Below are 17561 nucleotides of genomic sequence, written 5' to 3'. Positions count from 1 at the left end.
GGGTGAGTTCGGTGGTGCGGGTCTGGCGTCCTGGGCGGGTGGTGGATCCGCAGTCGGTGATCGGTGGGTTGCGCAAGGGGCCCGGTGATCCGGCGTACGTGTTCGATCCGGTGCGGCGGACCGTGTGGCGGGCGACGCGGACTCCGGAGGGGGCGGTGCTGCTGCGGTTGACGCCGTACGCCGGGTTCGTCGAGGCGGAGGCCTGGGGACCGGGGGCGGAGTGGGCGCTCGACGGGGTGCCGGAGTTGCTGGGGGACCGGGACAGCTGGGACGGGTTCGAGCCGTTGCCCGAGCACCGGGTGCTGGTGGACGCGGCGCGGCGGTTCCCGCATGTCCGGGTGCCGCGGACACGGGCCGTGTTCGAGGCGATGGCGGCGGCCGGGATCGAGCAGGTGGTGACCGGCAAGGAGGCGTTCCGGGCGTGGCGGCTGCTGCTGCGTGAGTACGGCGAGCCCGCGCCGGGGCCGAACCAGCAGGGCGGCCGGGTGATGATGGTCCCGCCGGCGCCGGAGGAGTGGCGGTTGATCCCGTCGTGGCAGTGGCTGCGGGCGGGGGTCGAAGGACGGCGGTCGCGGGTCGTGGTGACCGCGGCGACGCGGGCTCACGCTCTGGAGCGGACGCTGGCGCTGAGCGATTCGGCCGAGATCGAGCGGCGGCTGCGGTCGTTGCCGGGAGTCGGGGTGTGGACGGCGGCCGAAGTACGGCAGCGGGCTCATGGAGACGCGGACGCGTTCTCGTTCGCGGACTATCACGTGTCGCGGAACGTGTCGTACGCGCTGATCGGCGAAGAGCTGGACGACGACGGGTGCGCCGAGCTGATCGAGCCGTACCGTGGGCACCGCTTCCGCGTGCAGCGGCTGATCGAGCTCGCCGGTATCGGGCATCCGCGCTTCGGTCCCCGCAAGGCGTTGCCGACCCACACCCCGGGGGCCACGCATCGTCTGAGGTAGCTCTGGGCACTTGTCGTTGGCAATGATCATCAATGGCGACGGGCTCTATCTGGTAGCTGGCCTGGCTTTGCTCCTCGGCGCCGTCCTGCCGCGACTGCTGGCCAGGTACGCCGTGTCTGCGCCGATCGCGTTCCTCGGAGCCGGCATGCTCCTCGGGCTCGCGGTCGACCGGACCCACCTCAGTCCGCTCGCCGAGCCCGAGCTGACCGAGCACCTGGCCGAGCTGACCGTGATCGTCGCCCTGATGGGTGTAGGACTGGCGATCGACCGGCCGATCAGCCTGCTGAGCTGGGCGGTCACGTGGCGGTTGCTGTTCGTCGCGATGCCCGCCGGCGTCGCCGCGCTGACAGGTGTCGGCTGGCTGCTCGGGCTCGCTCCGGCTACCGCATTGCTGCTGGCGGCGTGTCTGGCGCCGACAGATCCGGTGCTCGCGTCCGACGTACAGGTCGCTGGGCCGACGACCGGAGAGGACGCCGAGCTCGACGAGGACGACGAGGTGCGGTTCGCGCTCACCTCCGAGGCCGGGCTGAACGACGGGATGGCGGCGCCGCTGGTCTACCTGGCGGTGTTCATCGCGACGAAGAGCTTCTCGCCCTGGGAGTGGGTCGCGTGGGACATCGTCGGAAAGACGGTGATCGGGGTTGCCGTGGGCTTCGTCGCGGGATGGTTGCTCGGGCGGATGACGTTCTCGGCTCCCGCGAAGAGCCTGCGGCTGTCCGAGTCCCGGGAGCCGGTGCTTGCGCTGGCGATGACGCTGGGCGTGTACGGGCTCACGCAGGTGCTGCACGGGTACGGGTTCATCGCAGTGTTCGTCGCGGCGCTGACGCTGCGGTCCGTGGAGAGCAACCACGAGTTCCACGGGGAGCTGCACGACTTCATCGGTGAGCTGGAGCACATCCTCACGTGGGGCGTCCTGCTCCTGCTCGGCGCCGCCGTCACCGCCGGTTTGCTGGAGCCGCTCACACCGGCGGGGATCGTGATCGGCGTACTGCTGGTCGTGGTGGTCCGGCCGCTGATCGCGTGGGTTTCGCTCGCGCGGTCCGAGCTGGTCGCGTCGGAGCGGTGGGCGACGGCCGCGTTCGGCGTTCGCGGGGTCTCGTCGGTGTACTACCTCGCCGCGACCGGCGCGCACTTCCAGGACGAGCTGCCATGGCTGTGGGCGACACTGGGGTTCACGGTGGTCCTGAGTGTGGTCCTGCACGGGGTGACGGCGACGCCGGTGATGCGGTTCCTGGAGCGGCGCAGCTGAGATCCGTGCTGAGATCGGCTGTCTCGGATGCTGGGAACGCAAGACACAATATGGACCCGATTGGGTAATCTCGGGGGAGCTCATCCAGAGGGACTGAGGGAAACGGCCCGTTGACGTCCCGGCAACCCTCCCCGTCGAGGCCCCATTCCGGGGGTGACTCGCGGCGGAACGGTGCCAAATCCGTCCCGCGCCGAGATCCGGCTCCCGGGGAAGATGAGAGGGGAACCTCACTCATGAGCCTGACCGCCGCCGGCACCCACACCCTTCGTGAAGGGGCCTTTGGCAACGGTACGCACCTCAGCTGTCGCGCCTGTGGCGCCAAGTCGCCGCTGGGCCCGTTCTACGCCTGTATGGAGTGCTTCGGTCCGCTCGAGGTCGGGTACGAGTACCCGACGATCACCCGCGAGCAGATCGAGGCCGGACCGAAGAACATCTGGCGGTACCAGCCGCTGCTGCCCGTCCCGGTGGACGTGGCGAGCTTCCCGAACACCGAGCCCGGCTACACCCGGCTCGTCGACGCGCAGAACCTGGCCCGCGAGCTCGGCCTGCGCAAGCTGTGGGTGAAGGACGACTCCGGCAACCCGACCCACTCCTTCAAGGACCGGGTGGTGGCCTCCGCACTGAGTGCGACGCGCGAGCTGGGCATGAAGGTCTTCGCCTGCCCCTCCACCGGCAACCTGGCCAACGCGGTCGCCGCGGCCGCGGCCCGGGCCGGCATCCGCTCGGTCGTCTTCATCCCGAAGGACCTCGAGCGCCCCAAGATCATCACCACCGCCGTGTACGGCGGGACGCTGGTCGCCGTCGACGGCAACTACGACGACGTGAACAAGCTGGCCTCCGAGATCGCCGGTGAGGAGGAAGGCTGGGCGTTCGTGAACGTGAACGTCCGCCCGTACTACTCCGAAGGCTCCAAGACGCTCGCCTTCGAGATCGCCGAGCAGCTCGGCTGGCGGCTGCCGCAGCAGATCGTGATCCCGGTCGCGTCCGGCTCGCAGCTGACCAAGATCGACAAGGGCTTCACCGAGCTCGGCAAGCTCGGCCTGGTGGACGCCACCGACTACAAGGTGTACGGCGCGCAGGCGACCGGCTGCTCGCCCGTGGCGCAGGCGTTCCGCGACGGCCACGACGTGGTCAAGCCGGTCCGCCCGGACACGATCGCGAAGTCGCTGGCGATCGGGAACCCGGCCGACGGGCCGTACGTGCTGGACGTGGCCCGCCGTACCGGCGGTGCGATCGAGGACGTCAGCGACGACGAGGTCGTCGAGGGCATCCAGTTGCTGGCCCGGACCGAGGGCATCTTCGCCGAGACCGCGGGCGGGGTGACGGTCGCGACGCTGAAGAAGCTGATCGCCACCGGGCAGCTCGACCCCGAGGCCGAGACGGTGATCATCAACTCCGGCGACGGGCTGAAGACGCTCGACGCCGTGGCCGACCGGGTCGGCCCCAAGGTGACCATCCCCGCGTCGTACGACGCCTTCGTGAAGGCAGGACTGCAGTGAGTGTGAGCGTTCGCGTCCCGACCATCCTGCGGCCCTACACCCAGGGCGTCTCCGAGGTGTCCGCGGAGGGCAGCACCCTGACCGAGGTGCTCGACTCGCTCGACGCGTCGTACCCCGGGATCAAGGGCCGCGTGCTGGACGAGTCCGGCGAGCTGCGCCGGTTCGTGAACGTGTACGTCGACGACGACGACGTACGGTTCGCCGAGGGTCTCCAGACCGTCGTCAAGGACGGCGGCCAGGTCTCGATCATCCCCGCGGTCGCCGGCGGCTGATCGCTGCGCGGTTCCGGTCGCCGAGCGTCCGGAACCGCGGCTATCGTCGCCCGCATGGCGACGACATGGACGGTCGGTGCAGATGCGGCCGAGCCGCTGCGGCTGGCCGAGTTCTGGGCCGCGGCGCTCGGCTACATCCTCGAACCCGGGTACGACAACGACGCGAACGGCGCCTCGATCGTGGACCCTGACGACGTCGGGCCGGCGATCAGCTTCCTGCGCGTACCGGAGCCGAAGACGGCGAAGAACCGCCTGCACCTCGACATCCGTGTCGCGGGTCCCGCGAGAGACGCGGCGGCCGCCGAACGCATGCGCACGAAGGCGGCCGAGCTGGTGACGCTCGGCGCGGTCCAGGTGCGCGAGGACTTCTACGGCCCCGAACTCGGCCACATCGTCATGCTCGATCCCGAAGGCAACGAGTTCTGTGTGGGCTGATTAAGCTGCTGCGATGCGAGCGGTTGTGGTTTCGGAGTACGGCGTACTGCCTGAGGTTCGTGAGGTTGCGGAGCCGGCTGTTGCTGATGGTTCGGTGGTTCTGAGGGTCGAGGCGACCGGGCTTTGTCGTAGTGACTGGCATGGGTGGATGGGGCATGACGCCGACATCGTGCTGCCGCATGTGCCGGGGCACGAGCTCGCGGGGACGATCGCGGCGGTCGGTGCCGGTGTGTCCGGGTGGCACGTCGGCGATCGCGTGACGACGCCGTTCATCTGCGCGTGTGGTGAGTGCGAGCAGTGCCGGGAGGGCAATCAGCAGGTCTGTCCGAACCAGTTGCAGCCCGGGTTCAACTACTGGGGCTCGTTCGCCGAGTACGTCGCCGTACCGTACGCCGCCGTGAACCTGGTCCGCCTCCCCGACGACATGGACTTCGCCACCGCCGCGGGCCTCGGCTGCCGCTTCGCCACGTCCTTCCGCGCCGTCCACCAGGTCGGCCAGGTGAACGCCGGCGAACGCGTGGCGATCTTCGGCTGCGGCGGTGTAGGCCTGTCCGCCGTCATGATCGCCTCCGCCCTCGGCGCCGAGGTCGTCGCCATCGACACCAACCCCGAAGCGCTGACCCTCGCCCGCGAGTACGGCGCCGCCCACACGATCCAGGCTCCCGCCGCACCCATGGCCCAGGCTCCGGGCGCACCCACGGCCCCGCCCTCCGTCGTAGACCCAGCCGGCGGACCCTACGTCGCCTCGGTTGTCGAGCAGCTCCGCGATCTTGGCGGCGCCCACGTGACCATCGACGCGCTCGGCTCCAGCGACATCGTGCAGCAGTCCCTGCAATCCCTCCGCCCCCGAGGCCGCCACGTCCAGATCGGCCTCCTGCCCGCGGGCGTCCAACTGGACGTAGGCCGCCTCATCAGCCAGGAACTCACCTGGCTAGGCAGCCACGGCATGCCCGCCCACGCCTACCCCGAAATGCTCACCCTAGTTGCCACCGGCAACCTCAACCCCACCCGACTCGTCACCCGCACCATCACCCTCGACGAAACCCCAGCAGCTCTCGCCGCCCTCTCCGAAGGCACCCCACCCGGCGTCACGATCATCACTCCGTAGCTACCTGGACGGACCGCTCTGGACCTCATGGCCGGGGTACTGCGACGGTCGTATCCCGGCTCGAGGAGGCGATGGATCGAATGTCTGCCACGCGATCAGAGTTCACCCTGCTACCGGACATCCGCTACGCCGCCCCGGACGGCGTCGCCCTGTACCTCGACGTACTCGGTCCAGCACCCCTCCCCACGGGCCCGACGCCGACCGTCGTACGAATCGACGGATGCCCAGGATGGGGCCCCGGCGATCGCTCGTCCGCGCTGCTGCCGTTCGCGAATCCAGCCCTCGCTCGAGCAGGCTTCCTCACGGTCGCCATCTCCGTTCGCCACAGTGGCCAGGCGGTGTTTCCCGCTCAGCTGGACGACGTACGGGCCGCCCTCCGGTGGCTACGCCTCAACCCGATGGGCCTCCCGATCGATACTGGCCGCATCGGCATCTGGGGCCATTCGGCCGGCGGCCACCTCGCGGCTCTCGGCGGCCTCGCCTCCCACGGCTCGTCCTGCTCACAACCTCGCCGTACCGTGAGTGCCGACGTCCAAGCAGTTGTGACGATCAGTGGACCCAGCGACCTCCTCCGACCCGGTGGCGAGATGCGCGGCGATCGCCCGTCGCCGGTCACCGCACTCGTCGGCGGCGAGGTGACCACCCACCGCGAACAGTTGCGTGCGGCAAGCCCGGTCGCCCACGTCAGCGCCGACGCACCACCCTTCCTGATCATCCATGGCACTGCCGACGAGACGGTTCCGTACGAGCAGGCCGAACGGCTCCATCGCGCACTGCTCGGAGTCGGCGCGCGGTCGCGGCTGCTGCCGATCGCCGGTGGGCGACACAGCCTTGGCAACGACTGGTACGACGTGGCGGACGAGGCCAGGCGCTTCTTCCAGAAGTCTCTCCGCTGACGGCTACAGGCGGATCAGGTAGACCGTGGGTGGGCGGCCGGTGCGGCCGTGTTGTTGGGTGCCGGTGGGGGCTGCGAGGCCGGCTCGTTCGAGGCGTTTGAGGACTCGGCGCGCGGTGCGGAGCTGGACGGCCAGGTGGTCGGCGACGTCTTGGGTGGTGAGGCCGTCGGGGAGGGCGGCGGTGAGTTCTCGCATGCGGGCGAGGGTTTGGGTGTTGAGGCCGACGCGGCGGGCGAGGAGCGGAAGGCTTTCGGTGCCGCGGACGGTGGTGGGCTGGTCGCCGGTCGGTTCGATGACGATCTCGACGTCGTCGGACATCGAGACGACGCCGGCGACGGAGCCGATCGAGGCGGCGCGGCCCACGGCGCGACGGGCGAGTGCCTCGGCTTCGGCCGCAGTACGGCCGACACCGAAGCCGACGTACGCCGTGCTGTGCCGTGCCGCCAGGTGGTCGAGCAACGGCATCCGCGAGAACTGTTCGGTGGCCTGCTCCAGCAACCCGCGCGTGGTGACGACGAGGTGGCGGCCGTCGGGGAGCGCCGCGAGGCTGCCGCCGAGGGTGATGAGGTCCGCGGCCAGCGCGTCGTCGGGCTCGGGCAGATCGATGACGCCGAGCGCGACCTGGGCGTCGCCGACGTGCTGGCCGGTCGTGGTGAGGATGAGCGCCTGCAGCGTCGACCGGATCGAGTAGCGCGACGGGGCGAGCCGGACCGAGGGCATCTCGTTCTCGATCAGGTGGAACGCCGATCCCAGGCAACTGATCGCGACCTTCGTGTCGTGCTTGTCCCGCGCGGCGCGGTGGAACGACACGATGTCGTCCGACGTCAGCCCGGGACGGTACGGCAGGACCTCGATCCGGTCTGTCGGCAGCTTCGCCTCGATCAGGGTCTCCAGTACTTCGGACCGCCGAAGCGTGTCGATCGAGAACTGGGTGACGTTGTGCCCGAGCCGCAGCAGCTCGACCAGCGCGCGCAGCAGCGTCGCCCCGTCGTACGACACGTACATCGCCGGCCGGTCGATCACCCCGGCCTCGGTGGCGATCGTGTACGGGACGACGCCGGTGAACAGGAAGGCGTCCACGTCCGAGTGCGACTGCTCGACGAGCTCGACTGCTTCGGTCTCGTGCCGGTACGGCAGGGGGAGGAGCGTGGTGCCGCTCGGTGCGCCGACCGCGGTCACCCGCTGGACCAGGTCCTCGGGGCCGACCACGCCCACCGCGAGCGCCATCAGTCGGGCCCTGGGGCGTGACTCGCGGCTGAGCAGATCCTCACGGCAGTCCTCCGACGACTTCTGGTCTGGCCCTCAAGTCGCAGAATAGCGCAGGCGGGCCCCGAGATCTTGACGTTCAGGTCGCGCTCTCCTAGTTTCGGCCAAGACCACAATTACCGCCACCCCCTGAGGCGGGTCCTGGCGGTGTCGGTGTGGTGGAGCGAAGGAGGGAGCGCGCCACCCACTGCCCCGCGTCCGGGGCTGTCTGATGGTTCCACGCCTACTGCGGGGCACTCGGCACGGCACCTCGCCGCACGGGTGCAAAGGCCACGATGCTCCGCATCGAGACCTTCGCCCCCGCACGCCGATGCACCGCACCGAGCACCTCCTCGCTACGGCGCGGAACCATCAGACACCCCCGGGTGCAGCTCCTCGAGGCAGCGGATGACCAGTTCGCGTTCGCTCGGCGGAAGCTCCGGTCCGTAGGGATCGTGCGCCGCAGTGGCCGGCACCAGGCCCTCCCACTCGGCTGCCCACAGCATCCGTTGCACGTAACCCTCGATCGGTGCGTAGAACGTCGCCGCCGCGAACCGGTCCAGCCGCTCCGACGCCGTGAGGAACGCCGCGTGATCGCCGGCCGTCCAGGCCCGCAGTACGGCGGCCGACAATTCGACCTGTGCCGAGGCGATCCCGACGAGCGCCGTGTCCGCGCCCCACATGAACGACGGCCCGTACATCCGGTCCTCGCCGGTGATCAGCAGCTTCCCGGTGCCGCGCCCGGCCCAGATCGCGTCCTGGCACCCGATCGCCCGGTCGAGCGTCGCGGTCTTCACGCCGAGCATCGCGTCGAGGCTCAGCAGGTCGCGGATCAACGCGGGGGAGTACGGGTATCCGCCGGCCTCGCCGTGCAGGTAGAACCCGACCAGCGGCAGCCCGCTCTCGGCCGCCACCCGTTCGTGCAGCGCGACCGCCTGCGCGTGGCCGTCCGCTATCGCCGATAGTTGTCCTAGCGCTGCTAGCGGGTAGACCATGACTGCGTCGGCCCCACCGGCCGCCGCGGCGCGTGCCATCTCGACCGTCGCGTCCGCCGCCTCTTCCAGCGTCTGCGCCGCCGACGACTTCGGTACGCCGACACCGGCCACGATCGGTACGTCGGTCGCCGCACGCCATGTCTCGAGCACCTTCGCGCGGTCGCCCGGCGACAGGTACAGTCCGCGTCCCGTGTGCGCCCACACGGCGACTCCGCCGATCGCGTGCTTGGTCAGCGTCACGGCGTACGCGGACAAGGCGTCGTACGCGACGACGCCGTCCGAATCCATCGGGGTGACGACCGCGGGAAGCAATGTGCCGCGGAGCCGTTCTACGAGCGGGTGCATCAGGTCACCTCTCAGACTGCGCTAGACATCGTGCCCGAGACCGGGCCGCTTGGGTACGTCGATCCAGCCGTCGCAGTCGGCGAACACCGTCGGGGCGAGCGGGTCCTCGTCGACCATCAGCGGCCCCACCAGGTCCGCCGCGACGGTCGCTCCGGGGACGGCCGCGGCCAGGTGGACGGCGGCCAGCGTGGCCACGCCCAACTCCGGCATCGAGCCTACCTTCACCGCGAGCCCGGCGGCCTCGGCCACCGCGGCGATCTGCAGTGCGCGGTGCAGCCCGCCGACCTTGAGGATCTTGATGTTCAGGACGTCGGCGGCGCCGCGGCGCGCGATCTCCAGGGCGTCGTGCAGCGAGTGCATGCTCTCGTCGACCATCACCCGGACGTCGAGGCGGTCCCGCAGCCGCACCAGGCCGGCGAGGTCCCAGCGCGGGAGCGGCTGCTCGAGCAGCGTGAGCCCGGCGGCGCTCATCTTCTGCAGGTACGGGATCGCGGTCGTCGCGTCGTACCCCTCGTTGGCGTCGAGGCACAGCTCGGCGTCGGCGGGGATCGCGGCGCGGACGGCGCGGATCAGTTCGAGGTCCTTGGCGGGGTCGTGGCCGCCCTTCACCTTCAGGTGCCGGAACCCGCGGCCGGCGTACTCCGCGGCCTCGGCGGCCATCTCGTCGAGCGTGCCGAGACCGACGACCCACGTGGTCTGCACGCGGTCGCGGACACTGCCGCCGAGCAAGGCGTGCACCGGCCAGCCGCTCAGCCGCCCGGCCAGGTCGAACAGCGCGATGTCGAGACCGGCCTTCGCGACCTGCTGGCCGCGCAGTACGCCGTCCATCACGACGTGGGCGCCCGCACGGTCGAGCGGGTCGCGGCCGATCAGCGCCGGGGCGAGGTGCTCCTCGATCGCGGTCTGGACACCGGCCAGCGTCTCACCGGTGTACGCCGTCATCGGTGACGTCTCGCCGATCCCGACGGCGCCGTCGGCGGTGTGCACCTCGACGACCAGGCTGATCAGCTCGTTGCTGACCCCACTGCTGATCTGGAACGGCCGGCGGTACGCCGCACTCACCACCCGGGTCTTGATCGCGCTGATCGGCGCTGATCCCCCGTCCGGCAACCCGGCCGGCTCTGCTGCAAGACTCATCCCGGCTCCTAGGGGTCGCAATCTGAGCGGAAAGCATTTACGGTCAAGACCGTAAATACCCTGAGTGCTCCCTGTCAACGGAAGGTGGCTCCCCGATGCGGCTGGGTCTGTATCTGAACCTCTACGGCACCCCGGACGAGCGGCCGCAACTGGCGGACGCCGTCGAGCAGGCGCGGCTGGCCGAGCAGGCCGGATTCGAGTGGGTCGTGCTGGGCGAGCGGCACCTGCATCGGCCCGGGTACCACGAGATCCTGACGTCGATGACGTGGCTGGCGGCACACACCTCACGGATCGGGATCGCGACCGCGGGGATCGTGGCGCCGCTGTACGACCCCGTCGTACTCGCGGAGACGCTGGCGCACATCGACGTACTGTCCGGCGGACGGCTGACGGCCGGGTTCGTGCTCGGGTACCGGCCGGAGGAGTTCGCGCTGTACGGCGTGACGCAGCGGGAGCGGGTCGCGCGGTTCGAGGAGGGGCTGGAGATCCTGACCCGGCTGTGGACGTCGGACGAGGTCACGTACGAGGGGAAGTTCAACACGATCCAGGAGGCGTACCTGTCGCCGCGACCCGTCCAGTCGCCGCGACCGCGGTTGTGGAACGGGGGACGCGTGTCCGCCGTACTGGAACGCACTGCGCGGATGTGCGACGGCTGGACGACGTCCTTCAACGAGCTCGACGCGGACCTGCCGGCGAAGATCTCGGAGTACCTGTCGTACCCCCGCGGCGCCGGAACGCTCGGGCAGGAGGTCATCCTGTGCCGGGAGGGGTACTGCGCCGACACGTCGCAGGACGCCCGCAAGGCGCTGGAGGAGCCGCTACGCGACCTGTACGACGCCTACACCGGCTGGAAGCGCACGTCGACGGACGCGGCCCGCTACACCCAAGGCTGGGACGCCATAGCCGACCGCAGCGTCATCGGCTCCCGCGCCGAATGCGCCGACCGCCTGTCCCACTACGAGCAAATGGGCGCCGACGGCATCATCCTCCGCATCCAACCCCCCGGCATGCCCCAAGCCGACGCCCTCCGCGCCATCGAATCCTTCGGAGAGATCCTGTAAATCCTCCGGCCCACGCGTGCTACGCGCTCGCTCTGTCGTCGCTACGCTCCTCCGGCGCGACCACTACGCGCGCTCCCACCCGCCCCCGGGCTTAGCGCCCGGATTCCCAGCTGCCGGCTGGCGCCGGCGAGTTGCGGGCTGCCGCCCGCGAGCTGCTCGCTGCGCTCGCGAGCGACTACCCAACGGACTGCGGTGGCGAGCGCTGATCGTGGTGATGGGCAACGGAAGTTGGGCGTCATGCGCCGCGCACGTGGTCGTGTGTTGCACAGGCCTCTGGTCGACTCCCCGGGCCGGGCCGGGCCGGGCCTTACCGGGCCCGGCGTCGAGTCGTGGCGTTTGGCTGCTACCCCGATTGCGAGTCGTGGGTAAAGGCTCCCGCAGCCAGCCGATTTCCACGACTCGACGAACAGACGCGGCGAGATGCGGCAAGGCGAGGGAGGAGGGTGACGAGAGGGGTGTAGGGCCTAACGGATCTGCGGTGTTCACGACGCGTCAGTGCCGTCGCCACAGTCCGGCACGACAACAGTCACGTCCGAGTCGGTGCAATCCGTCGGGTTGTCGCACGCGAGCGCAGCGAGCAGCTCGCGGGCGGCAGCCCGCAAACTCGCCGGCGGTAGCCGGCAGCTAAAAATCCGGGCGCTAAGCCCGGGGGCGGGTGGGAGCGCGCGGAGCGGGCGCGCTGAGGAGCGTCGCGACGAAGTAAGCGCCCGCGTAGCACGCGTGGGGAGTTCTCTTGAGCTGGAGTGCGCTCCAGCGTTTAGCGTCGCGGTCAGTGTCAGGGTGATGTCGCCGCTCGTGCGGTGGTTGGATCCTGAGCATCTGGTGTCTGGCTCATAGCGTCCGTGCCGGCCCTCGGGTCTGGCGGGCATGCGTTTTGCCGGCACCGGGTGTGAAGGAGCCGGCCGGCGTGACTTGATAGGAGCGTGGCACCGCCCCCGACTGAGATGTGTCCGCCGGCCGGTCCAACCGTCCCTCGCATCTGAGTGAAGGAGGCAGCCTCCATGGTGTCACGGGTTGTTGTTGGTGCCGATGTGCACAAGCGGACGCACACGTTCGTCGCGGTCGACGACGCCGGGCGCAAGCTCGGCGAACTCACGGTGAAGGCCGACACATCCGGTCACGACAAGGCCGTCCGATGGGTCCAGCGTGAGTTCGGGGCTGAGGGTGTCGGGGTGAAGTGGGGCATCGAGGACTGCCGTCACCTGTCCGCGCGACTGGAGATCGACCTGCTCGACGCCGGGCAGCAGGTGGTGCGGGTGCCGCCGAAGATGATGGCCGAACAACGCCGTACTGCCCGCACCCGTGGCAAGTCCGACCCGATCGACGCGCTCGCGGTCGCCCGGGCCGTGCTGCGTGAGCCCGGCCTGCCCGAGGCGAGCCATGACGAGGCGTCGCGGGAGTTGAAGTTGCTGGTTGATCACCGCGATGATCTGGTCGCTCAGCGCACCCAGGTCATCAACCGGTTCCGCTGGCATCTGCACCGGATCGACCCCACCGTGGACCCGGCGCCGAAGGCGCTGAAGCGAGCCGCCACCCGCCGCCAGCTCGCGGAGTTCCTGGCCGGCCGGTCCGGGATCGATGCGCGGCTGGCCCGCGAGCTCCTCGCCGACATCGACGCGGTGACCGGGCGGGTGAACGCGCTGGAGAAGGAGATCGCCGCCCTGGCAGTTGTCCAGGCTCCCGCGCTGCTCGAGCTGCCCGGCTGTGGCGCGCTGACCGCGGCGAAGATCGTCGGTGAGACCGCCGGGATCGCCCGGTTCGCTCACGAGGCCAAGTACGCCATGCACGCCGGGGCCGCACCGATCCCGGTCTGGTCCGGGCGCACCAAAGGCCGGGTCCGGCTGAACAAGTCCGGCAACCGCCAGCTCAACGCCGCCTTGCACCGCATCGCGGTCACCCAGATCCGTCGCGGCGGCCTCGGCAAGACCTACTACGACAAACGCCTCGCTGCCGGCGACACCAAGACCGAAGCCCTGCGCTGCCTCAAACGGCGACTCGCCCGCGTCGTGTTCAACACCCTCAAAAACAACCCGTCAACCACGGCCGCCACCAGACTCGCAGCCGCGGCTTGACATAGGAGAAACGCATGGACTACAGACAACTTGGAGCGACCGGGCTCAAGGTCAGTGGGTTGTGTCTTGGGGCGATGATGTTCGGGGCGCGGACGGATGAGCAGGACAGTCGGACGATCTTGCAGGCGTTCACCGACGCCGGTGGGAACTTCATCGACACGGCCGACGTGTACAACGCCGGCGCGTCGGAGGAGGTGGTCGGGCGGTGGTTGAAGGCGCAGCGGCGTGAGGACTACGTGATCGCGACCAAGGTCTACGGACGGATGGGTCCGCTGCCGAACGATCAGGGGCTGTCCCGCAAGCACATCCTGGACGCGGTCGACGCGAGCCTGCGGCGTCTCGGTACGGACTACATCGACCTGTATCAACTGCATCTCTGGGACAACGAGACTCCGTTGACCGAAACGCTGTCCACGCTCGACACGCTCGTGCGCGCCGGCAAGGTCCGCTACATCGGTGTCAGCAACTTCTCCGGATGGCAGCTGCAGAAGGCGGTCGACCTCTGTGCGCACAACGGTTGGGCGCCGTTGTCGAGCCTCCAGCCGCTCTACACCCTGCTCGACCGCTCACCCGAGTGGGAGCTGCTGCCGGTGTGCAAGAACGAAGGGCTGGGCGTCATCACCTGGTCGCCGCTGCGGTCGGGCTGGTTGTCCGGCGCGTTCCACCGCGGGATGACGGCACCACCCGCGGACAGCAAGGTTTCCACGCCGGGCACGCATTCCTGGGACCGCTACGCCAACGACCACACCTGGCACGTGATCGACGAGCTCACAGCGGTCGCGGCCGAGGCCGGGCGCACCCTTCCGCAGGTGGCGGTGCGGTGGCTGATGCAGCGCCCCGGCGTCACGGCGCCGATCATCGGCCCGCGGACACCGGCGTACCTCGACGATCTCCTCGGTGCCGCGGAGTTCGAACTCCCGCCGGAGCTGATGGAGCGTCTCGACACCGCGAGCCGCCCGGAGTCCCTGCCGTACCCCTACTTCCTCGCCGACACCGCGCGATAGTGCGCGATCTTCCCGTCCAGTACGTCGAGGGTGGCGATCAGCTTCGCGCCCTCGCCGCGTAGCCGGGTCCGGTGATCCTCGAGCAGCTCGACCAACCGGTCGAGCTGCCCGAGCGATCCCGCAACCGCCCCATGAACCGTTGCAGGATGCCTCAGCCGGTGCGTACGTCGTCATGCCTTCATGTTCTACGCCTTGAGTCCCGACATCGCGATGGAGTCGGTGAGGTAGCGCTGCAGGAGCCCGAACACGAGCAGGCTCGGGACGACCGTGATGGTCGCGCCCGCCATGACGTGGTTGATCGGGACGGCCTGCGTCTGGAGGGTGGCGAGACCGACCGTGAGCGTCTGCATCTCGCCGGACTGGCCGATGACCAGGGGCCACAGGAAGTCGTTCCAGTGCCAGAGGAAGACGAAGATGCCCAGTGTGGCCAGGACCGGACGGACCAGAGGCAGCACGATCGTGGTGAAGATCCGCCACTCCGGAGCCCCGTCGATCTCGGCCGCCTCGAACAGTTCGTCGGGCAGTTGCAGGATGAACTGCCGCATCAGGAACACGGCCTGGGAATTGGCCAGCGTGGGCACGATCAGCCCCCAGTAGCTGTCCACCCAGTCCAGCCGGGCGACCAGGATGTACGACGGGATCAGCGTCGCCTGGAACGGGACCATCAGCGTGGCGAGGAAGGCCCAGAACATGATCTCCCGGCCGGGGAACTTCTTCTTCGCGAACGCGTACCCGGCCATCGCCGCGAACAGCAGCACGAAGACGACCGAGATCAGCGAGTACAGCAGTGAGTTCACCGTCCAGCGCGGAATGTCCGAGCTGGACAGCACCTTCGCGAAGTTGTCGAGGGTGAAGTTCGCCGGGTTCAGAGCGTCCGGGAAGGTCCGCCCGCTCGGCGGCGCGAACGCGACCAGTACCATCGCCGCGAACGGCACGATGGTCACGATCGCGGTCAGCGTCAGCAACGTCGGCAGCGTCAGCCGGGCCGCTCCACGGCGTCCGGCGGACGGGGTCTCGCTGAGCTCCCGGACCGGCGGACGTTCGAGCACGTTGACCATCTAGTCGTCCCTCCCGACGAGCCGGCGCTGTACGAGCGAGACGATCAGCACGATCAGGAACAGCACCAGACCGATCGCGCTGGCGTAGCCGAAGTCGAAGTACTTGAAACCGCTGTCGTACAGGAAGTACACGAGCGAGTAGCTGGACCGCACCGGTCCGCCGCCCGTCATCACGTACATCGCGTCGAAGACCTGGAACGCGCCGATGGTCTCGATCACCAGCACGAAGAACAGCACCGGCCGCAGCTGCGGCAGCGTCACGTACCGGAACCGCTGCCAGGTCCCCGCGCCGTCGATCATCGCCGCCTCGAGGTACGACTTCGGCACCGCCTGCAGGCCCGCGAGCAGGATCAGCATCGAGTACCCGAAGCCCTTCCACGCCGACGTCACCGCGATCGACGGAAGCACCGTGCCCGACTGGCTGAGGAAGTCGATCGGGCCGACACTCACCAGTCCGAGAACCGAGTTCAGTAGTCCGTCCTGCGCGTCGTAGATCCACTTCCAGATCACCGCGGCCAGCACGATGCTGGTCACGTACGGCAGGAAGAACACACCGCGGAAGAACCCGCGCTTCCACACCACCTGGTGCAGCAGTACGGCGGTGCCGAGCGACAGCAGGACCGTCAGCGGGACGAAGATCACCGTGTAGGTGATCGTCACTACCAGCGCCTCGTGGAATACCTTGTCCGACAACAGTCGCGTGTAGTTGTCGAGGGCCACGAAGTCCCACTTGCCGCTGATCCGGTAGTCGGTCAGCGAGAGGAAGAACGCCCCGATCGCGGGCAGGAACCGGAACAGCAGGAACAGCAGGAGCATCGGCGCCACGAACAGCAGGCCGACCCACGGCCGCCGGCGCGGTCCGCCTCGAGGACGGCTGGTCGCGGGTCCCGCCCGACCCGCGACCGTCGTCTGTGTGTCGGTCAACGCTGCCTCGACAGCAGGTCGTTGGCCTGCTTGGCGGCGTCGTCGAGCGCTTGCTGCGGCTGCTTCTTGCCGGTCAGCACGGCCTGGATCTCCGTGCTCAGGAACGACATGATCTGCCGCGCCGACGGGTTCGGCTCACCGGGGATCGCGTACTGCAACGCGTCCCGGAACTTCGCCGCGTGCGGGTCGGTCGACTCGGACTTGGCGTCGCTGCGCGGCGAGTAGAACCCCGACGCCTTGCTCAGCGCGTCGAGCTGGGCCGACTGGACCATGAACGACAGGAACTTCTTCGCCCCGTCGACGTTCTCCGAGGCCGCGTTGACGACCAGACCGCCCGGCAGCCCGAACCCGACCTGCTTCTGGCCGGTCAGCGGTGCGCCGAGCTCGATGTTCGCCGCGCCCCAGGTCTTCGTCACCGTGGCGACGTCGGCCGGCACGCTGGTCATCGCCATCGCGACCTGACCCTTGCCGAACGGCGAGTCCGCGACCACGTTGCCCGCGGTGAGCGCGGTCTTCGGGATCGCGCCCTGGTCCCACAGCGACTTCAGGAAGGTCAGCGCCTCCAGGCCGGGAGCCTGGTTGAACGTGACGCTCTTGCCGTCGTCGGCGAACACCTTGCCGCCGGCCTGCCAGAGCAGCGGGTAGAAGTTCAGGTTCAGCGTCGCCTCCGGCGAGGCCGAGTAGTCCAGTGTGGAGAACCCGGCGGCCTTCAGCTTCGGCGCGGCGGCCTTGATCTCGTCCCAGGTCGCCGGCGGCTTGCTGATGCCCGCCTTGGCCAGGACGGTCTTGTTGTACATCGTGGTCGTGACCGTGTGGTAGATCGGGGCGCCGTACACCTTGCCCTCGACGGTCAGGCCGGGAATCGCGGCCGGCAGGAACTTGTCCTTCTCCGGCTCGATGACGTCGTCGACCGGCTCCAGCGAGCCGCTCGTCACGTACTGCGGGATCTGGTCCGGGATCATCAGCAGGACGTCCGGACCCTTCTTACCGGAGAACGCGGCCGCGACCTTCTCCTCGCGCTTCGCCCACGGCTGCGCCTCGATCTTCAGGTCGAACCCGGAGTTCGCCGCCTCGAAGTCGGTCTCGACCTTCTTCCAGTAGGCGTCGCTGGCCGCCTGATCGGCGATCACCGGGTACATCCAGAGCGTGACGCTCTTCTTCTCTCCTGCGCCGCTGCTGTCGTCGCCTCCGCCGCAGGAACTGAGCGCGGCGGCGAGAACGAGCGCCGTCAGTGGTGCCGCGATGCGGCGGACGGTGGATTTCATCGCACCCCCAGGGTGTGTCCGGAAGTCAGGGCCGGAACTAGTCGAA

Annotated in this window: 17 protein-coding genes and 1 riboswitch; of the genes, 10 read left to right on the top strand and 7 right to left on the bottom strand. The window is 69.2% G+C overall.

Annotated features, from left to right (window positions below; translation table 11 throughout):
• Positions 1-2: 2 nt before the first annotated feature.
• The 7 genes from BJY22_RS40495 (at position 3) to BJY22_RS40465 (ending at position 6409) form a co-directional block, all read left to right on the top strand.
• Entirely contained in the window at positions 3-950 is a 948-nt protein-coding gene (locus tag BJY22_RS40495) for a DNA-3-methyladenine glycosylase family protein (protein ID WP_238350595.1), read from the top strand.
• 22 nt (positions 951-972) lie between these two features.
• Complete coding sequence (locus tag BJY22_RS40490) at positions 973-2199, top strand: cation:proton antiporter (RefSeq protein WP_167217550.1); 1227 nt, start codon at positions 973-975, stop codon at positions 2197-2199.
• Between the two features lie 77 nt (positions 2200-2276).
• Positions 2277-2419: riboswitch (SAM riboswitch) on the top strand.
• Positions 2420-2432: 13 nt separating this feature from the next.
• Complete coding sequence (gene thrC, locus BJY22_RS40485) at positions 2433-3698, top strand: threonine synthase (RefSeq protein ID WP_167217548.1); 1266 nt, start codon at positions 2433-2435, stop codon at positions 3696-3698.
• Positions 3695-3970 carry a ubiquitin-like small modifier protein 1 gene (locus tag BJY22_RS40480; protein WP_167217546.1) on the top strand — a complete coding sequence of 92 codons (276 nt, stop codon included), beginning with the start codon at positions 3695-3697 and terminating at the stop codon, positions 3968-3970. Before thrC ends, BJY22_RS40480 begins: the two co-directional genes overlap by 4 nt.
• 54 nt (positions 3971-4024) lie before the next feature.
• Entirely contained in the window at positions 4025-4405 is a 381-nt protein-coding gene (locus BJY22_RS40475) for a VOC family protein (protein ID WP_167217544.1), read from the top strand.
• A 13-nt stretch (positions 4406-4418) separates the two neighbouring features.
• Positions 4419-5513 carry a zinc-dependent alcohol dehydrogenase family protein gene (locus BJY22_RS40470; RefSeq protein ID WP_167217542.1) on the top strand — a complete coding sequence of 365 codons (1095 nt, stop codon included), beginning with the start codon at positions 4419-4421 and terminating at the stop codon, positions 5511-5513.
• Positions 5514-5593: 80 nt separating this feature from the next.
• Positions 5594-6409: an alpha/beta hydrolase gene (locus BJY22_RS40465; RefSeq protein ID WP_167217540.1), complete on the top strand. Its 816-nt coding sequence runs from the start codon at positions 5594-5596 to the stop codon at positions 6407-6409.
• Positions 6410-6412: 3 nt separating this feature from the next.
• Here the strand turns inward: BJY22_RS40465 and BJY22_RS40460 are convergent, their stop codons facing one another.
• The 3 genes from BJY22_RS40460 to BJY22_RS40450 all read right to left on the bottom strand — a co-directional run bounded on the left by BJY22_RS40460 (position 6413) and on the right by BJY22_RS40450 (position 10131).
• Positions 6413-7636 (bottom strand): response regulator, encoded by a 1224-nt coding sequence (locus BJY22_RS40460; RefSeq protein WP_167217538.1) that lies wholly within the window; start codon positions 7634-7636, stop codon positions 6413-6415.
• Between the two features lie 374 nt (positions 7637-8010).
• Positions 8011-8994: a dihydrodipicolinate synthase family protein gene (locus BJY22_RS40455; RefSeq protein ID WP_167217536.1), complete on the bottom strand. Its 984-nt coding sequence runs from the start codon at positions 8992-8994 to the stop codon at positions 8011-8013.
• Between the two features lie 21 nt (positions 8995-9015).
• Positions 9016-10131: a mandelate racemase/muconate lactonizing enzyme family protein gene (locus BJY22_RS40450; protein WP_167217534.1), complete on the bottom strand. Its 1116-nt coding sequence runs from the start codon at positions 10129-10131 to the stop codon at positions 9016-9018.
• 95 nt (positions 10132-10226) lie between these two features.
• Between BJY22_RS40450 and BJY22_RS40445 the strand changes: the two genes are divergently transcribed.
• The 3 genes from BJY22_RS40445 to BJY22_RS40435 all read left to right on the top strand — a co-directional run bounded on the left by BJY22_RS40445 (position 10227) and on the right by BJY22_RS40435 (position 14268).
• Entirely contained in the window at positions 10227-11192 is a 966-nt protein-coding gene (locus BJY22_RS40445; protein ID WP_167217532.1) for an LLM class flavin-dependent oxidoreductase, read from the top strand.
• Positions 11193-12175: 983 nt separating this feature from the next.
• A complete protein-coding gene (locus BJY22_RS40440) occupies positions 12176-13264 on the top strand; it encodes an IS110 family RNA-guided transposase (RefSeq protein WP_337759787.1) in 1089 nt (362 codons plus the stop codon).
• Positions 13265-13278: 14 nt separating this feature from the next.
• Positions 13279-14268 (top strand): aldo/keto reductase, encoded by a 990-nt coding sequence (locus BJY22_RS40435; protein ID WP_167217530.1) that lies wholly within the window; start codon positions 13279-13281, stop codon positions 14266-14268.
• Here the strand turns inward: BJY22_RS40435 and BJY22_RS42785 are convergent.
• The 4 genes from BJY22_RS42785 to BJY22_RS40420 form a co-directional block, all read right to left on the bottom strand.
• Positions 14241-14363, bottom strand: coding sequence for a MerR family transcriptional regulator (locus BJY22_RS42785; protein WP_272954849.1), 123 nt, complete (start codon positions 14361-14363; stop codon positions 14241-14243). The genes BJY22_RS40435 and BJY22_RS42785 overlap by 28 nt on opposite strands.
• 90 nt (positions 14364-14453) lie before the next feature.
• Positions 14454-15326, bottom strand: coding sequence for a carbohydrate ABC transporter permease (locus BJY22_RS40430; RefSeq protein ID WP_167217528.1), 873 nt, complete (start codon positions 15324-15326; stop codon positions 14454-14456).
• On the bottom strand, positions 15327-16250 hold the full coding sequence (locus tag BJY22_RS40425; protein WP_238350593.1) for a carbohydrate ABC transporter permease: 924 nt from the start codon (positions 16248-16250) through the stop codon (positions 15327-15329).
• A complete protein-coding gene (locus BJY22_RS40420; RefSeq protein WP_167217526.1) occupies positions 16247-17515 on the bottom strand; it encodes a sugar ABC transporter substrate-binding protein in 1269 nt (422 codons plus the stop codon). The genes BJY22_RS40425 and BJY22_RS40420 overlap by 4 nt, the downstream gene beginning before the upstream one ends.
• Positions 17516-17561 lie beyond the last annotated feature (46 nt).

Source organism: Kribbella shirazensis (genome assembly GCF_011761605.1).
Taxonomy (GTDB): Bacteria; Actinomycetota; Actinomycetes; order Propionibacteriales; family Kribbellaceae; genus Kribbella; species Kribbella shirazensis.
This window is presented reverse-complemented; position numbering and strand designations above follow the sequence as displayed.

Bases quoted from the DNA above. Each gene is read 5' to 3' on its own strand.
- BJY22_RS40490 (WP_167217550.1), top strand. From the start codon at position 973: ATGATCATCAATGGCGACGGGCTCTATCTGGTAGCTGGCCTGGCTTTG.
- thrC (WP_167217548.1), top strand. From the start codon at position 2,433: ATGAGCCTGACCGCCGCCGGCACCCACACCCTTCGTGAAGGGGCCTTT.
- BJY22_RS40475 (WP_167217544.1), top strand. From the start codon at position 4,025: ATGGCGACGACATGGACGGTCGGTGCAGATGCGGCCGAGCCGCTGCGG.
- BJY22_RS40470 (WP_167217542.1), top strand. From the start codon at position 4,419: ATGCGAGCGGTTGTGGTTTCGGAGTACGGCGTACTGCCTGAGGTTCGT.
- BJY22_RS40465 (WP_167217540.1), top strand. From the start codon at position 5,594: ATGTCTGCCACGCGATCAGAGTTCACCCTGCTACCGGACATCCGCTAC.
- BJY22_RS40460 (WP_167217538.1), bottom strand. From the start codon at position 7,636: ATGGCGCTCGCGGTGGGCGTGGTCGGCCCCGAGGACCTGGTCCAGCGG.
- BJY22_RS40455 (WP_167217536.1), bottom strand. From the start codon at position 8,994: ATGCACCCGCTCGTAGAACGGCTCCGCGGCACATTGCTTCCCGCGGTC.
- BJY22_RS40450 (WP_167217534.1), bottom strand. From the start codon at position 10,131: ATGAGTCTTGCAGCAGAGCCGGCCGGGTTGCCGGACGGGGGATCAGCG.
- BJY22_RS40445 (WP_167217532.1), top strand. From the start codon at position 10,227: ATGCGGCTGGGTCTGTATCTGAACCTCTACGGCACCCCGGACGAGCGG.
- BJY22_RS40435 (WP_167217530.1), top strand. From the start codon at position 13,279: ATGGACTACAGACAACTTGGAGCGACCGGGCTCAAGGTCAGTGGGTTG.
- BJY22_RS40430 (WP_167217528.1), bottom strand. From the start codon at position 15,326: ATGGTCAACGTGCTCGAACGTCCGCCGGTCCGGGAGCTCAGCGAGACC.
- BJY22_RS40420 (WP_167217526.1), bottom strand. From the start codon at position 17,515: ATGAAATCCACCGTCCGCCGCATCGCGGCACCACTGACGGCGCTCGTT.